Below are 14,073 nucleotides of genomic sequence, written 5' to 3'. Positions count from 1 at the left end.
GGCGTCGTCCCCGGGGAGGAGGCCGTCACGACGGCCCCGTCTCGGCGAGGATCTCGGCCAGGTGCATCGTCCGGACGCCGCCGCGCAGCCGGGACAGCGCGCCGCCGATGTGGGCGAGACACGCGTCGTCGACCGCGCAGACCACGTCGGCGCCGGTGTCGCGGATGTGCCGGACCTTGTCGGCGACCATCGCCACCGACACGTCGGAGTTCTTCATGGCGAACGCGCCTCCGAAGCCGCAGCACTCACCGGCGGCGGGCAGGTCGACCAGGTCGAGGCCCTTCACCGCGCGGAGCAGCCGCAGCGGCCGGTCACCGAGGCCGAGGGTCCGCATGGACTGGCAGGACGGGTGGTAGGTGACCCGGTGCGGGAAGTAGGCGCCGACGTCGGTCACGCCCAGGACGTCGACGAGGAACTCGGTCAGCTCGTAGACGGCGAGGCCCTCGGCGGCGCGGGCCAGGCCGGGGTCGCGGGCCGTCCGGGCGATCCTCGGGTAGGCGTCGCGGACCGTGGCGGCGCACGACGCGGACGGCGCCACCACCACCTCGCAGCCCTCGAACGCGGCGGCGTAGGTGCGGGCGAGGCCGGCGGCCTCACGGTGGTAGCCGGCCGTCCAGTGGATCTGGCCGCAGCACGTCTGCCCCGGAGGGAACGTCACCTCGTGGCCGAGCCGCTCCAGCAGGACGGTCACGGCCTTCCCGGTGTCGGGGAACAGCGCGTCATCGAAGCACGCGACGGACAGCGCGACCCGCACCGGCCTCACTCCCCCCACGCCCTGCAAAGCCCGTTCCCCCGCCGAACATCGTAGGGGTTTCAGGCCCCGGCGGCGTGTCGTTCTCCGTCCGTTATCGCGCGGAAGGGAGGCTATTGCCTGGCACCTCGGGGTGAGGGGGATCACAGTCGTCCGGTACTCCGGTACCAACGGACAACCGTCCCAACGGGCTATGGCCGGGCGGATGCGAACCACTTCACACTGGGGTGCGTCAATACAGGAAAGCACCACGACCGACCAGTAGTTGAGACCGGAGGCACACGATGTGCCCGCACCAGCCGCTCTGTCCCTCCCACGACGCACCCGACCGCGACGCCGCCCGCACGCTGGCCTCGCACCCCGAGCAGGGGTGGAGCCTGCTGTGCAACGGTGTCGTGCTCTTCGAGGACACCGGTGAGCTGCTGCCCGACGGGGGAGTCATCGCGCCGCACCGGCCGACGGACCTGCAGACGCCGTCCGCCGCTTGAGCGGTCTCCACGGGGGACTAGTTCAAACGGGTGATCATCCTCGGGGGGCACGCCCACCTGCCCTTGACCTCTGGGCCCGCGCCGGGCCCGGAGGAACCCTACTCCCGGCCCGTCCGCACCGGACGGGCCGCCCACTTTCTCAGCCACGGTTCCACCGCCCGGCCGACCGCCGCGGGGTCCTTGTTCAGGTCGTGCCGCTCCCCGGGCAGCACCGTCACCGCCGCCGCGTCCGCCGGATCGGGCACGCCGAACGGGTCGCGGTCGCCGTTGACGACGAGGACCTCCACCCCCGCCTCCCGCAGCTCGCCCACCCGGGTCTTCTCCGGCCTGCCCGGCGGGTGGAGCGGGAACGCCAGCGCCACCACGCCCGCCGCCCCGGCCGCCGTCGCCGTCCGGCACGCGACCCGCGCCCCGTTGCTCCGGCCGCCCTGGACGAGAGGGACGTCCCCGAACCTCTCCCGCAGCACGGCGACGATCTCCAGCCACGCCTCGTCCTGCTTGACCGCCGAACCGGGCGCCCGGCGTCCGGCGAGCCGGAACGGCTGCGTCACCCGCGCCACGGCGCCGCCGAGCCCGAGCGCCGCCGCCCGGACCGCGAGCAGGTCGGCGGCGTCCACTCCCCCGTTCGACCCGTGCGACAGGACCAGCAGGAACGCCGGGTCGTCGACCTCGTCCGGCGTCACCTCGGCCGGCCCATGCGCCGTCAGGATCTCCATGTGACTCACCGTAGCGGCACCTCCGAATGACCTCTGCGGCAGACTGGGCCGCATGGAACAGATGACCGACAGCGAGTGGCGCGCGTTCGTCATGGAGGGCACCCGCACCGGCAAGGCCGGTGTCACCCGCAAGGACGGCACCCCGCACGTCACGCCGATCTGGTTCGTCCTCGACGGCGACGACGTGCTGTTCAACACCGGCCGCCACAGCATCAAGGGCCGCGTCCTCGCCCGCGACCCGCGCGTCTCCATCTGCGTCGACGACCAGGTGCCGCCGTTCTCGTACGTACAGATCCGGGCCGAGGCGACCCTGGTCGAGGACCTGGACGAGGTGTTCCGGTGGGCCACCGCCATCGGCGGCCGCTACATGGGCGCCGACCGCGCCGAGGAGTTCGGCCGCCGCAACGCCGTGCCCACCGAGTACCTGGTCCGCGCCCGCATCACCAAGGTGGTCGCCGAACGCGCCATCGCCGGCTGACCGGCGGAGGGCGGCTCAGCCCTCCGGCCGGTTCGGGGCGGGGGTTCCCATGGCGAGGCGGAGCCGCTCGGCGAAGCTCTCGTGCAGCAGCGGACCCCACGGATAGCCGTCCGGGACGCGCACCGCCCTGCCGAGCACCTCGTGCGTCTCCCCCGGCCTGCGCTCGCCCGGCTCGTCCGCGTACCGGACGGCCAGCAGCGCGTACATGTGGTCGAGGGCGCCGAACGCCTCGCCCGCGACGGCGGGGAGCGTCCCGTCCGACACCGCCTCCTCGACGACCGGCTCCCACCACAGGTCGCCGGGGTCGCCGTCGTCCTCGGCGTCGCCGAAGTCGCGGCGCAGCCGCGCCCGCACCTGCCCGGCGATGCCCGGGTCGGCGAGCCCGCGCCGCCACGCCTCGGCGGCCTCGCCGCCCCGCCCCCGCAGCGGCAGCGTCCGCGCCAGCAGCTCGGTGGCCAGCGGCCCGACCTCCGCGTCGGCCGGGTCCTCCCCCAGCGCCGCGCCGAACGCGCCGATCGCCTGGTCGAGGTAGGAGATGCCGAGCGCGACGGCCAGCCGCCCGTAGGCGTACGGGGCGGTCTCGCGATCGATCAGCTTCAGCGCCGCGGTCAGGATCCGCTGGGCCCTGGCGGGCTCGCCGCGCTCCAGCAGCCGCTGCGCGAGGTCGTGCGCGGCGGGCGGCCCGTACTCGGGGTCGCCGGTCCCGATCACCGCCTCCCAGTGATCGCGCGCCGCGTCGAAGTCGCCGGCGTCGTCGGCGATCCTGGCGAGGGCCAGATGGGCGGGCGGAAGGTAGGCGGGGTTGCCGAAGTCGACCACGACCCGCCAGGCGGGCGCCGCCTGCTCGTGCTCACCGGCCCGTTCGTGGGTGAGCGCAAGATGGTAGGCGGCCCTGGGGCCGTACTCGGGGTCGGCGGTCGCGATCGCGGCCCGGTCCGCCTCCCGGGCCCGCTCCACCTCCCCGGCGTCGTCGAGGACGACCGCCAGCCCCAGCGCGGCCTGCGCCCGGCAGGACGTCCCGCCCAGGGCGAGCACCTTCTGGAACAGCAGTGCCGCCCGCTCCGCCTCACCGTTCTCGGCGAGGCTCCGTGCCTCCTCGCACAACCGCTCCGCGTCGTCGGATACCGGTTCCGGGGACTCGCTCATCGCTCTTCTGCCCTCTGGGGGTCGGGGTCCGCAAAGAGACTAGCGACCCGGCCCCGCCGCGTCCCGCGACGACACCCCGAAACCCCCAGCAAGATCACTAATCGGTCCGCGGACCGGTTCGCGGCTCAGTCCTCGAAGGCCTCCGGGGGCGGGCAGGAGCAGACGAGGTTGCGGTCGCCGTAGGCCTGGTCGATGCGGCGGACGGGCGGCCAGTACTTGGCCTCGCGGAGGGACGGCAGCGGATAGGCGGCCTCCTCGCGGGTGTAGGCGTGCTTCCAGTCGTCGGAGATCAGGCAGCCGGCGGTGTGCGGCGCGTTCTTGAGCGGGTTGTCCTCGGCGTCGTAGCCGCCGTCGGCGACCCGCCGGATCTCCCGGCGGATCTCGATCATGGCGTCGCAGAACCGGTCGAGCTCGGCGAGGTCCTCGGACTCGGTGGGCTCGATCATCAGGGTGCCGGCGACGGGGAACGAGAGGGTCGGCGCGTGGAAGCCGTAGTCGATGAGGCGCTTGGCGACGTCCTCGGCGGTGATCCCGGTCTCCTTGGTGATCTTGCGGAGGTCGGCGATGCACTCGTGCGCGACGAGGCCGTTCCGCCCGGTGTAGAGGATCGGGTAGTGCGGGCCGAGGCGGGCGGCGAGGTAGTTGGCGCCGACGATCGCGCCCTCGGTGGCGGCGCGCAGGCCGTCCGGGCCCATCATCGCGATGTAGGCCCAGGAGATCGGCAGGATGCCCGCCGATCCCCACGGGGCCGCGGAGATCGGGCCGACGCCGGTCTCCGGGCCGGCCTCCGCGCGGAGCGGGTGGCTGGGCAGGAACGGGGCCAGATGCGCGCGGACGCCGATCGGGCCGACGCCGGGACCGCCGCCGCCGTGCGGGATGCAGAACGTCTTGTGCAGGTTGAGGTGCGAGACGTCCGAGCCGAACTCGCCGGGGCGGGCGAGGCCGACGAGCGCGTTGAGGTTGGCGCCGTCCACGTAGACCTGGCCGCCGGCCTCGTGCACCGCCGCGCACACGTCGGTGATGCTCTCCTCGAAGACGCCGTGCGTGGACGGGTAGGTCACCATGATCGCGGCGAGCCGGTCCCCGTGCTTGCCGATCTTGGCGTGCAGGTCGCCGAGGTCGACGTTGCCGCCCTCGTCGCACCTGACCACGACGACGCGCATGCCCGCCATCACCGCGCTGGCCGCGTTGGTGCCGTGCGCGGACGAGGGGATCAGGCAGACGTCGCGGTGCTCCTCGCCGCGGGACGCGTGGTAGCCGCGGATGGCGAGCAGGCCGGCCAGCTCGCCCTGGGAGCCGGCGTTCGGCTGGACGGAGACCTTCGCGTACCCGGTGATCTCGGCGAGGTACTCCTCCAGCTCACCGATCAGCTCGACGTAGCCGGCGGCCTGGTCGAGCGGCGCGAACGGGTGGACGTCCGCGAACTCGGGCCAGGTGACCGGCTCCATCTCGGCGGTGGCGTTCAGCTTCATCGTGCAGGAGCCGAGCGGGATCATCGAGCGGTCGAGCGCGATGTCCTTGTCCTGGAGCCTGCGCAGGTAGCGCAGCATCGCGGTCTCGGAGCGGTGCGCGTGGAAGACCGGGTGGGTCAGGTAGGGGCTCTCGCGGCGCAGGGCGTCCGGGAACGCCTCGGCCACCTCGCCTGCGGCCTCGCCGGACGCCGTGACGCCGAACGCCTCCAGCACGGCCGTCACGTGCGCGGGCAGCGTCGTCTCGTCGCAGGCGATCCCGACGTGGTCGGCATCGGCGGGGCGCAGGTTGATCCCGCGGTCGCGGGCCGCCGCGACGACCTCGGCGGCGCGGCCGGGCACGCGGGCGAGGACGGTGTCGAAGAACGCCTCGTGGACGACCTCCACGCCCCCGGCGCGCAGCCCGGCCGCGATCTCGGCGGCGCGGCGGTGCGCCCGCTGCGCGATCGCGGCCAGCCCTTCGGGGCCGTGGTAGACGGCGTACATGCTCGCCATCACGGCGAGGAGGACCTGCGCGGTGCAGATGTTGCTGGTGGCCTTCTCCCGGCGGATGTGCTGCTCGCGGGTCTGCAGCGCGAGCCGGTAGGCGGCGGCGCCGTCCGCGTCGACGGACACGCCGACGAGCCGGCCGGGAAGCTGCCGCTGGATGCCCTCGCCGACCGCCATGTAGCCGGCGTGCGGGCCCCCGAACCCGTAGGGGACGCCGAACCGCTGCGCGGAGCCCACCGCGATGTCGGCGCCGGACTCGCCGGGCGGCCGCAGCAGCGTCAGCGCGAGCAGGTCGGCGGCGACGACCGCCCTGGCGCCGCGCTCGTGCGCCTGCGCGATGACCGGCTCCAGGTCGCGGACGGCGCCGGACGTGCCCGGGTACTGCAGCAGCACGCCGAAGAAGTCGCCGTCCGGCAGCCCGGCGGACAGGTCGGCGGTGACCACCTCGATGCCGAGCGGGATCGCGCGCGTCCGGACGACCTCGATCGTCTGCGGGAGCGTGTCGCCGTCGACGAGGAACGTCCCCGGCTCCTTGCGCTTGGAGACGCGGTGCGCGAGGGCCATCGCCTCGGCGGCGGCGGTGCCCTCGTCCAGCATGGAGGCGTTGGCGACGGGCAGCCCGGTCAGGTCGGCGACGACCGTCTGGAAGTTCAGCAGGGCCTCGAGCCGGCCCTGGGAGATCTCCGGCTGGTAGGGCGTGTAGGCGGTGTACCAGCCGGGGTTCTCCAGCACGTTCCGCATGATCACACCGGGGGTGGTCGTCCCGTGGTAGCCCAGACCGATCATGGAGGTGAGCACGGTGTTGCGGGACGCCAGTTCGCGGAGCCGGTCCAGCGCGGCGGTCTCGCTCAGCGCGGGCGGCAGGTCCAGCGGGCGGGAGGTGCGGATCGCGGCGGGGACCGCGTCGTCGATCAGCGCCTCGATGCCGGAGTAGCCGATGGCGGCGAGCATCCTGGCCTGGTCGGCGGCCGAGGGGCCGACGTGCCGGTCGGCGAAGGCGGAACGGGGGTGCTGCGGCGAGGCCACGGGGGCGAAGAACTGGCCGGTCATGGAGAGCCTCCTGGCTGCTGCGGTCGCTCAGGGCCACCGCCGGCGCGGGCCGGCGGCCGGTCTCCCCCTCTGTCATCGGCACCTGAGAGCTTCACCCGCGCGGCGGGGTTTCCCCTTCGGTGAGCCGCCCTTCCCCGCGTGCGGGGATCGACGCCTGCTTTCCAGAGGTGCCTCGCCCGAGCGGTCCTTTTGCCTGAGAGGTTCCGGGGAGGTTGCCCCTTCGGCGCCCCACGCTGGCGGCGTGGGATCTCTCCCGCACAGGGTCGACGGCATGTCCTGGGACGAACCCTACCCAAAGACGCGTCCGCCGCTCCGTCCCGCCCCCGCTGAGGGGTGGGCCCGCGGCCGCGACGCCGTACCGGCGAGTACGATGTGCTCACTCACCTGGGACGGGACGGCCCCGGGCCACGGGGGCGCAACCGGGGGGCCGCCGGGGTGGACACACGTCCGGCCGGGCGGCGGCCCGCTCGACGGCGCGCCGCCCGGTCTGGGACGCTGATCACGATGACGGACGGTCGGGGCGGCGGTACGGCGTGACACAGACCCACGACGGCGCGGTGCGCCGGAGGCAGGGTGCGACCGCCGGGGTGCCCGTGGACGAGCCCGCGCAGCCGGACCGGATCCGCCGTCCGTCCGACGCGATCAGGTTCGCGGCCTCGGTGGTGGGGCTGGCGGCGGTGATGCTGCTGGTGTCGATCGCGCAGCAGACCACGCACGGCCTGCAGACCGACATCGCCGAGGGCACCGCGCACGCGCCGCGGCTGCTGCTGACGCTGGCGACGCTGGTGTCCAGCTTCGGGGTGCTGGCCGTGCCGGTCGCGTTCGGGATCGAGCGGCTCTTCAACAAGGACGGCACGCGCGTCGCGATCGCGCTGCTGGCCGCCGTGATCGCTTTCGGGATCACGGTGGGCCTGGACGACCTGGTGGTGCGGGCGGCCCCCGGCGGCGTGCTGGACTCGCTCATCTGGGGCGGCACGGAGACGGCGCCGGTGCACACCGACATCGCCCCGGTGATCGCGTTCGTCAGCGCGGTCGGGATGGCGGGCCGCGCCCGCTGGCAGGCCGCGACATGGACCATGATCGGGCTGGCGGCGCTGACCGGGCTCACCGCGTCCTACGCCTCCGTCGCCGCACTCGCGGCCACCTACCTGCTGGGACGCGCCATCGGCCACGGCACCCTCTACGCGGTCGGGACGCCGAACCCCCGTCCGTCCGGCATGACCGTGGTGGCGTCGCTGGAACGGCTCGGGCTGCGCCCGAAACGAGGGGCGCGACTCGACGACCCGGCGGACGACACCGGGGAGGCCCGCCGCTACGGCGTCGTCCTCGCCTCTTGCCCTGCGGACGGGTACGGCGCGCGGCTCCCGGCGGGGCGCGGCCCGCACGGCGACTGGGACCTGGAGGTCCGCGTCCTCGACCGCGACCAGCAGACCGCGGGCCTGCTCTACCGCGTGTGGCGGCTGCTGCGGCTGCGGGCCGCGACGACCGGGCGGACGCTGCGGTCGCTGCGCCGGTCCCTGGAGCTCGAGTCGCTGATGGCGTACGCCGTGGACGCGGCGGGCGTCCGGACCCCGCGGCTGGTCGGGACGTGCGAGGTCGGCACGGAGGCGGCGCTGCTGGCCTACGAGCACGTGCCGGGGCGGCGGCTCGGGGACGTCTCCGACGACGAGATCACCGACGCACTGCTGACGGACGTGTGGCGGCAGCTCCGGTCCCTGCAGGCGGGGCGGCTCGCGCATCGCCGGCTGGAGGGCGACGCGGTCCTCGTCGGCGAGGACGGGCGCGCCTACGTCACCGATCTGCGGTCCGGGGAGACGGCGGCGGGCGACCTGGCGCTGCGTCTGGACCTCGCCCAGCTGCTCACCACGCTGGCTCTGCGGGCCGGGCCCGAGCGGGCCGTCCGCACGGCCGCGCCGGTGCTGGGCGAGGAGGCGCTGGGCGGGGCGGTGCCGCTGCTGCAGCGGGTGGCGCTGTCCCGGGCGACGCGCACCCGGCTGCGGCACCACCGGGACCTGCTCACCCGGATCCGGGAGCAGATCGTCCGGCTCAAGCCGGAGACGGAGGCGGCACCGGCCCGGCTGGAGCGGTTCCGGCCACGGACCATCTTCAGCATCGTGGCGCTGTCCGTCGCGGCGTACATCGTCATCCCGCAGGTGACGAGCCTGGACATCGGCCATCTGGCGGCCACGGCCAGCTGGCACTGGGTGGTCGCCGCGCTGGCCGCGGCGTCCCTCACCTATGTCGCGGCGGCGCTGATGCTCATCGGGTTCGTCCCGGAGAGGCTGCCGTTCTGGCGGACGGTGCTGGCGCAGGTCGCGGCGTCGTTCGTGAAGCTGGTGGCGCCCGCGGCGGTCGGCGGCGTCGCGGTCAACACCCGGTACCTGCAGCGCTCGGGCGTCCGGCCGGCCCTCGCGGTCGCGAGCGTGGGCGCGTCGCAGCTGGTCGGGCTGGTCACGCACGTCCTGCTGCTGGTGCTGTTCGGGTTCCTGACGGGGTCGACGGCGAAGGCGACGCAGGATCTGGCGCCGTCCCGGACGATCGTGATCGCGGTGCTGGCGCTGGGGCTGCTCGCCGGTCTCGCGCTGACGGTCCCGCGGGTCCGGCGCGTCGTCACCTCACGGCTGCGGAGCATGTTCTCGGGCGTGGTGCCGCGCCTGGTGGACGTCCTGCAGTCGCCGAAGAAGCTGTCCACGGGCATGGGCGGGACACTGCTGCTGACGCTGGCGTTCACGCTGTGCCTGGACGCGTCGATCCGCTCGTTCGGCGGGTCGCTGCCGTGGACGACGGTGGTGCTGGTGTTCCTCACCGCGAACGCGGTCGGGTCGGCGGCTCCGACGCCGGGCGGGCTCGGCGCCGTCGAGGGCGCGCTCACGCTGGCGTTGACCATCTCGGGGCTGAGCGCGGAGACGGCGGCGTCGGCCGTCCTGCTCTACCGCCTGCTGACGCTGTGGCTGCCGGTGCTGCCGGGCTGGGGGGCGTTCACCTTCCTGCAGCGCAAGGAGGCGCTCTGAGGGTCAGCCGGTGCGGCGGGCGCGCCGCCGGTTGGCGAGCTCATCGTGGGGGTGTTCGGCAGGGTCCGCGTCGGCGGCGGCGGCGCGTTCACCGGGAAGTTCCGCCAGGCTGCCCTCCACCTCCTGCCACACCCGTCCGAGCGCGATGCCGAACACGCCCTGCCCGCCCTGGAGGAGGTCGACGACCTCGTCGGCCGAGGTGCACTCGTAGACGCTCACTCCGTCGCTCATCAATGTGATCTGGGCCAGGTCCTGCACGCCCCGGTCACGCAGATGGGTGACGGCCGTACGTATCTGCTGGAGCGACACACCCGTGTCGAGCAGCCGCTTCACGACCTTCAGCACCAGGATGTCGCGGAAGCTGTAGAGCCGCTGACTCCCGGACCCGTGCGCGGACCGGACGCTCGGCTCCACCAGCCTGGTACGGGCCCAGTAGTCGAGCTGCCGGTAGGTGATCCCCGCCGCGGCGCACGCCGTCGGGCCGCGGTAGCCGACATCCTCCGGCGGCACCGACACCTGCGTGTCGAAGAGCAGTCCCTGCTCTCCGGCGCGCTGGGACGCCATGTGCCTGTCGGGGGTCGCCTTGCCCTCGCCGCTGCTCACCGCCACGCGGACCTCCGGCTCCTATCATCCCGCGGCGCTTCGTCAAGGGGGTTTGACGAATTACACCACGGGTGTTCCACCAGCACGGTAGGTGCCGGTCAGGGCGTGGTCAACGTTCACCGTCGGCGCGTCGCATGCCCGGATGAACCGGCTTCACGTGGGCAAACTGCGCACCTTCGCCGCCAACGCACTCCATACCCCGATGCTCCCCCCGCAAAAACCGCCAGGTCCACCGCAATGGAAGACCAATCGCCCCATGGCATGACCTTACCCTCCACAGTGACATTCCCCACATCCCCCCAACCCGCAAACCCGCAGGCCGGCCCCCCTTTCCCCAAGCCACCACCCCAAGCCGAAGCCACCCAGTAGCCAGATGCACCAGCCATTGGCCCTAGGCCGGTGTGCCAGTTGAAGGCTCGCGGCCCGAGGCCAGGAGTGCCATGGGAAGCGCCTCCGCACCAGGCTGGTGGACCAGGCGAAGCGCCTTGGCCTTAGGCCGGTGTCAGGTGAAGGCTCCCGCCCGAGCCGTCACCCGGCGCGGCCGAAGTCCTCGGGGGAGATCGTGTCGAGGAACTCGCGGAACTTCTCCACCTCGTCCTCCTGCTCGTCGGGGATGGCCACGCCGGCCTCTTCGAGGACGTCCTCGCTGGCGAAGATCGTGGCGCCGGTGCGCAGGGCGAGGGCGATGGAGTCGGACGGGCGGGCGCTGACCTCGACGCCGTTGGAGAAGATGAGGTCGGCGAAGAAGATGCCTTCGCGCAGGGCGGTGATGTTGACGGTGCGGAGCTGGACGCTGAGGGCGTCGAGCACGTCGCGGAACAGGTCGTGGGTGAGGGGCCGGGCGGGCAGCACCCCCTGCTGGGCGAAGGCGATCGCGGTCGCTTCGACCGCCCCGATCCAGATGGGCAGGTAGCGATCGCCCTCCGTCTCCTTCAACAGGACGATCGGCTGATTGGAGGGCATCTCGACCCGGACGCCGACGACCTCCATCTGCTTCACTGCGGCTCCCTGCTGGTTCTCGCTGTCTCGATCACCACGTGCAGCGGGTCGAATCCTGACCGAACCATGTAGCCAACGTACACCCAGGCCCGGACACCTCGTGGTGCCGCGCGGACGGGAAAATCCTCCGCGGCCCGCATGATCAGGGGTCGAGGCTTTCACGCAGACCCGCGCTGACCAGCGCGGTGTGCAGCCGGACCGACAGCGCGGCGATCTCCCGGGCGGTCTCGGCCGCCTGCTCGTGCGCACCGCGGCTGCGGCGGCGCAGCTGCGGCGCGACCATCTGCTCGATGAGGCCGACCTGCCGGTCGGCGGCGGCCTTCACGGCGCGCAGGTGCCGGACCTCGAACCCGAATTCGCCGAGCGCGGCGGCGACCCGCGCGATGTTCAGCGCGTCGCCCTCGTAGTGCGTGCCGGTCCGGCGGACGAGACCGTACTCCTCGAGGCGGACCAGAAGGGCCTCGTCGATCCCCGCGCCGTCCAGGAGCTGGCGGCGGGTGAGCCGGACGGCCTGGTCCTCCGCGGTGGTGTCGGCGGCGACGAGCGTGCGGGGGCGGCGCCGGGACGGTTCGGCGGCGCCGGTCCGGCGGTCGCCGAGCGGCGGGACGTTCTCGCCGCGGTCGCGCGCCTCCAGGTGCTGCCTGATCACGCGCAGCGGCATGTAGTGGTCGCGCTGGGCGGTGAGGACGAACCGGAGGCGCTCGACGTCGGCGCCGCAGAACTTGCGGTAGCCGGAGGGGCTGCGCTGCGGCTCGACGAGCCCCTCGGACTCCAGGAACCGGATCTTGGAGATGGTGACGTCGGGGAACTCGGGCCTGAGCAGTCCGAGGACGTCCCCGATCGTCATCAGGGACCGGGCTGGCTCCGCGTTCAACGCCCCTCCCATCGTCGCCGCGACCTCGCTGTCCCCGGGCGCCGGGCGGTCAGCCGTGCGCCGGGTTGGTCAGGAACACCAGCCGGAACTTGCCGATCTGGACCTCGTCGCCGCCCGACAGCCCCGCCTGGTCGATCCGCTGCCGGTTGACGTAGAGGCCGTTGAGGCTGCCCACGTCGCGGACAGCGAACGCGTTGCCCTGACGGGTGAACTCGGCGTGCCGACGGGAGACGGTGACGTCGTCCAGGAAGATGTCGCTCTCGGGGTGCCGCCCGGCGGACGTGCGGTCCTTGTCGAGGAGGAAGCGGCTGCCGGCGTTCGGGCCGCGCTTGACGACGAGCAGCGCCGTGCCCGGGGGGAGCGCCTCCATCGCCATCTGGTCGGGCCCGACCGGCTCCTCGGCGCCCGTGTCGGTGTCCAGCGCCTCGAACCCGCCGATGGAGATCGTGGACGTGGACTCGCCCGGCGACTCCCGGGGAGGCGGCGGCGCCGAACTCCTCAGCGGAGTGCCGCAGTTCGAGCAGAAGCGGGCATCATCCGGGTTGGCGTGACCGCACTGCGTGCAGTAGACGCTCGGCATCGATCGGCTCGGCCTCCTACCATCGGCGTGCCACCGGCGGACGTCCCCCTTTGCAGGGAGCCGCCTGCGCCACGCGCATCCTTCACCCAACCCCACGCCGGGGACCCGCCCGGCCACGGTCCAACTCACCGCCCGCTTTCGCGACGGTCGCCGCAACTTACGCGGGTATTACCCGAGGGGTCAACTGGAACGGTGAACCGGCTGGACCAAACTACATTCGCCGATGATCGCAGGTCCATGCCGCCGCGCGGACGGCCGCGATCATGACGCCCGAGCCCGGCGTCCGGTTTACCGTCTCCCCCGTTCCCTCTATGGAGACCGTATCGCGCCGACGGTCACTTTCGCGCGCTGGGTGATCAGGACGGTGGCGCCGGCCCCCTCCAGCGTCCGGACGAGGCCGCCGGGGATGTTGAGCGCCGTCGTCATCGTGTGCGGGTCGCCGATGGCGACGAAACGGTAGGGGGCGGCGAGGAGCCGCCCGTCCGCCCGGACGCCGTCGCGGTCGTCCAGGAAGTAGGTGTCGACGCCGACGCGCACGTCGCCGACCTGGACGACCTCGGCGCCCGCGTCGCGGAGCTCCTCCAGGGCGTCCAGAAGGTTGATCGCCTTGACCCCGCGGCCGGGGTCGTCGATCACGAGTTCGATGCCGGGCCCCTCCGCCGGGAGCGTGCCCGCGAGAAGCCCGTAGGTGGTCGCCCGCTCGCGCGCCTCCTCCAGGGCGGTGCCGCCCTCGGCGTCCCGTTGGAGCCTGGCCTTCGTCTCCTCCAGGTCGCGCAGGTCGCCCCTCAGCCGGTCGGACCGCTGACCCAGATCGGACAGGGTGCCGACGAGCTCGTCCTGCCGCGCGGTCGCGAACGTGGTGTCGCGCTCGGTCGAGCGCACCTGGGCGACGATCGCGAAGCCCAGCAGAAGGCACAGCAGTCCGGCGACGATCTGTCCCGGGCTGACCCGCGGGCGCAGCAGGCCGGCGAGTGAGCGCAGGCCCCCGGGCTCCGCCGGCCGGGTCTCCTCGTGGCCGCCCGCAGGCCCGTCCTCGGGTGCGTGCCCGTCCTCGGGTGCGCGCTCGCCGCCGGTCATGCGCCGAACAGCTTCCGCCGGATGGCCGCCGCGTTGGAGAAGATCCGGATGCCGAGGACGACCACGACCCCGGTGGACAGCTGCGAGCCGACCCCGAGCTTGTCCCCGAGGAAGACGATCAGCGCGGCGATGACGGTGTTGCTGGCGAAGGAGACCACGAACACCTTCTCGTCGAAGATCCCCTCCAGCCGGGCCCGGACGCCGCCGGACATGGCGTCGAGCGCGGCCACGATCGCGATCGGCAGGTAGGGCTGCAGCCACAGCGGGACGTCCGGCTGGAGCATGAAGCCCAGGGTCACGCCGACCACGAGCCCGATCAGCGCGATCACCGCCGGGTCACCT

At 73.3% G+C, this 14,073-nt stretch carries 13 protein-coding genes and 2 riboswitches; of the genes, 3 read left to right on the top strand and 10 right to left on the bottom strand.

The features are described 5' to 3' along the window. Positions 1-25: 25 nt before the first annotated feature. The gene (locus tag ACQPXG_RS22655) at positions 26-754 is read right to left on the bottom strand and encodes a (Fe-S)-binding protein (protein WP_433469705.1); all 729 of its coding nucleotides are present in this window, start codon (positions 752-754) and stop codon (positions 26-28) included. Between the two features lie 281 nt (positions 755-1,035). Between ACQPXG_RS22655 and ACQPXG_RS22650 the strand changes: the two genes are divergently transcribed. After that, the gene (locus ACQPXG_RS22650; RefSeq protein WP_433469704.1) at positions 1,036-1,239 is read left to right on the top strand and encodes a DUF5999 family protein; all 204 of its coding nucleotides are present in this window, start codon (positions 1,036-1,038) and stop codon (positions 1,237-1,239) included. A 98-nt stretch (positions 1,240-1,337) separates the two neighbouring features. Here the strand turns inward: ACQPXG_RS22650 and ACQPXG_RS22645 are convergent, their stop codons facing one another. Next, entirely contained in the window at positions 1,338-1,955 is a 618-nt protein-coding gene (locus ACQPXG_RS22645) for an alpha/beta hydrolase family protein (protein ID WP_433469703.1), read from the bottom strand. A gap of 52 nt (positions 1,956-2,007) precedes the next feature. Here ACQPXG_RS22645 and ACQPXG_RS22640 point away from each other — a divergent pair, with 52 nt between their 5' ends. Continuing rightward, the gene (locus ACQPXG_RS22640) at positions 2,008-2,433 is read left to right on the top strand and encodes a PPOX class F420-dependent oxidoreductase (RefSeq protein WP_433469702.1); all 426 of its coding nucleotides are present in this window, start codon (positions 2,008-2,010) and stop codon (positions 2,431-2,433) included. 15 nt (positions 2,434-2,448) lie between these two features. Here ACQPXG_RS22640 and ACQPXG_RS22635 read toward each other — a convergent pair whose 3' ends face one another. Further along, a complete protein-coding gene (locus ACQPXG_RS22635) occupies positions 2,449-3,579 on the bottom strand; it encodes a tetratricopeptide repeat protein (RefSeq protein WP_433469701.1) in 1,131 nt (376 codons plus the stop codon). A gap of 125 nt (positions 3,580-3,704) precedes the next feature. Further along, a complete protein-coding gene (gene gcvP, locus ACQPXG_RS22630) occupies positions 3,705-6,587 on the bottom strand; it encodes an aminomethyl-transferring glycine dehydrogenase (protein ID WP_433469700.1) in 2,883 nt (960 codons plus the stop codon). Between the two features lie 59 nt (positions 6,588-6,646). Continuing rightward, a riboswitch (glycine riboswitch) is annotated at positions 6,647-6,758 on the bottom strand. Further along, positions 6,759-6,853, bottom strand: a riboswitch (glycine riboswitch). A 267-nt stretch (positions 6,854-7,120) separates the two neighbouring features. On the opposite strand from gcvP, the gene ACQPXG_RS22625 reads away from it, so the two are divergent. Continuing rightward, positions 7,121-9,598: a lysylphosphatidylglycerol synthase transmembrane domain-containing protein gene (locus tag ACQPXG_RS22625; protein WP_433469699.1), complete on the top strand. Its 2,478-nt coding sequence runs from the start codon at positions 7,121-7,123 to the stop codon at positions 9,596-9,598. Positions 9,599-9,601: 3 nt separating this feature from the next. On the opposite strand, the gene ACQPXG_RS22620 is transcribed toward ACQPXG_RS22625, so the two are convergent. From ACQPXG_RS22620 to ACQPXG_RS22595, 6 genes are all read right to left on the bottom strand, one after another. Next, on the bottom strand, positions 9,602-10,207 hold the full coding sequence (locus ACQPXG_RS22620; RefSeq protein ID WP_433469698.1) for a MerR family transcriptional regulator: 606 nt from the start codon (positions 10,205-10,207) through the stop codon (positions 9,602-9,604). A 522-nt stretch (positions 10,208-10,729) separates the two neighbouring features. Continuing rightward, positions 10,730-11,200, bottom strand: coding sequence for a bifunctional nuclease family protein (locus tag ACQPXG_RS22615; protein ID WP_067468341.1), 471 nt, complete (start codon positions 11,198-11,200; stop codon positions 10,730-10,732). 142 nt (positions 11,201-11,342) lie between these two features. Next, positions 11,343-12,074 carry a transcriptional regulator FtsR gene (gene ftsR / locus ACQPXG_RS22610; protein WP_433469697.1) on the bottom strand — a complete coding sequence of 244 codons (732 nt, stop codon included), beginning with the start codon at positions 12,072-12,074 and terminating at the stop codon, positions 11,343-11,345. Positions 12,075-12,123: 49 nt separating this feature from the next. After that, positions 12,124-12,654 carry an FHA domain-containing protein gene (locus ACQPXG_RS22605; RefSeq protein WP_433469696.1) on the bottom strand — a complete coding sequence of 177 codons (531 nt, stop codon included), beginning with the start codon at positions 12,652-12,654 and terminating at the stop codon, positions 12,124-12,126. 309 nt (positions 12,655-12,963) lie between these two features. Beyond that, positions 12,964-13,731: a DUF881 domain-containing protein gene (locus ACQPXG_RS22600; protein WP_433469695.1), complete on the bottom strand. Its 768-nt coding sequence runs from the start codon at positions 13,729-13,731 to the stop codon at positions 12,964-12,966. After that, positions 13,728-14,060 carry a small basic family protein gene (locus tag ACQPXG_RS22595; RefSeq protein ID WP_433469694.1) on the bottom strand — a complete coding sequence of 111 codons (333 nt, stop codon included), beginning with the start codon at positions 14,058-14,060 and terminating at the stop codon, positions 13,728-13,730. The genes ACQPXG_RS22600 and ACQPXG_RS22595 overlap by 4 nt, the downstream gene beginning before the upstream one ends. Between the last annotated feature and the right edge of the window lie 13 nt (positions 14,061-14,073).

Origin of the sequence: Spirillospora sp. CA-128828 (assembly GCF_050945415.1) — a bacterium.
Taxonomy (GTDB): Bacteria; Actinomycetota; Actinomycetes; order Streptosporangiales; family Streptosporangiaceae; genus Spirillospora.
The sequence above is the reverse complement of the archived record's forward strand: the minus strand, read 5'-3'. Positions and strand labels throughout refer to the sequence as shown.

What these genes read in the sequence shown, in the direction of transcription:
- ACQPXG_RS22640 (WP_433469702.1), top strand. Translation starts at nt 2,008, where the DNA reads ATGGAACAGATGACCGACAGCGAGTGGCGCGCGTTCGTCATGGAGGGC.
- ACQPXG_RS22650 (WP_433469704.1), top strand. Translation starts at nt 1,036, where the DNA reads ATGTGCCCGCACCAGCCGCTCTGTCCCTCCCACGACGCACCCGACCGC.
- ACQPXG_RS22635 (WP_433469701.1), bottom strand. Translation starts at nt 3,579, where the DNA reads ATGAGCGAGTCCCCGGAACCGGTATCCGACGACGCGGAGCGGTTGTGC.
- gcvP (WP_433469700.1), bottom strand. Translation starts at nt 6,587, where the DNA reads ATGACCGGCCAGTTCTTCGCCCCCGTGGCCTCGCCGCAGCACCCCCGT.
- ACQPXG_RS22600 (WP_433469695.1), bottom strand. Translation starts at nt 13,731, where the DNA reads ATGACCGGCGGCGAGCGCGCACCCGAGGACGGGCACGCACCCGAGGAC.
- ACQPXG_RS22645 (WP_433469703.1), bottom strand. Translation starts at nt 1,955, where the DNA reads ATGGAGATCCTGACGGCGCATGGGCCGGCCGAGGTGACGCCGGACGAG.
- ACQPXG_RS22605 (WP_433469696.1), bottom strand. Translation starts at nt 12,654, where the DNA reads ATGCCGAGCGTCTACTGCACGCAGTGCGGTCACGCCAACCCGGATGAT.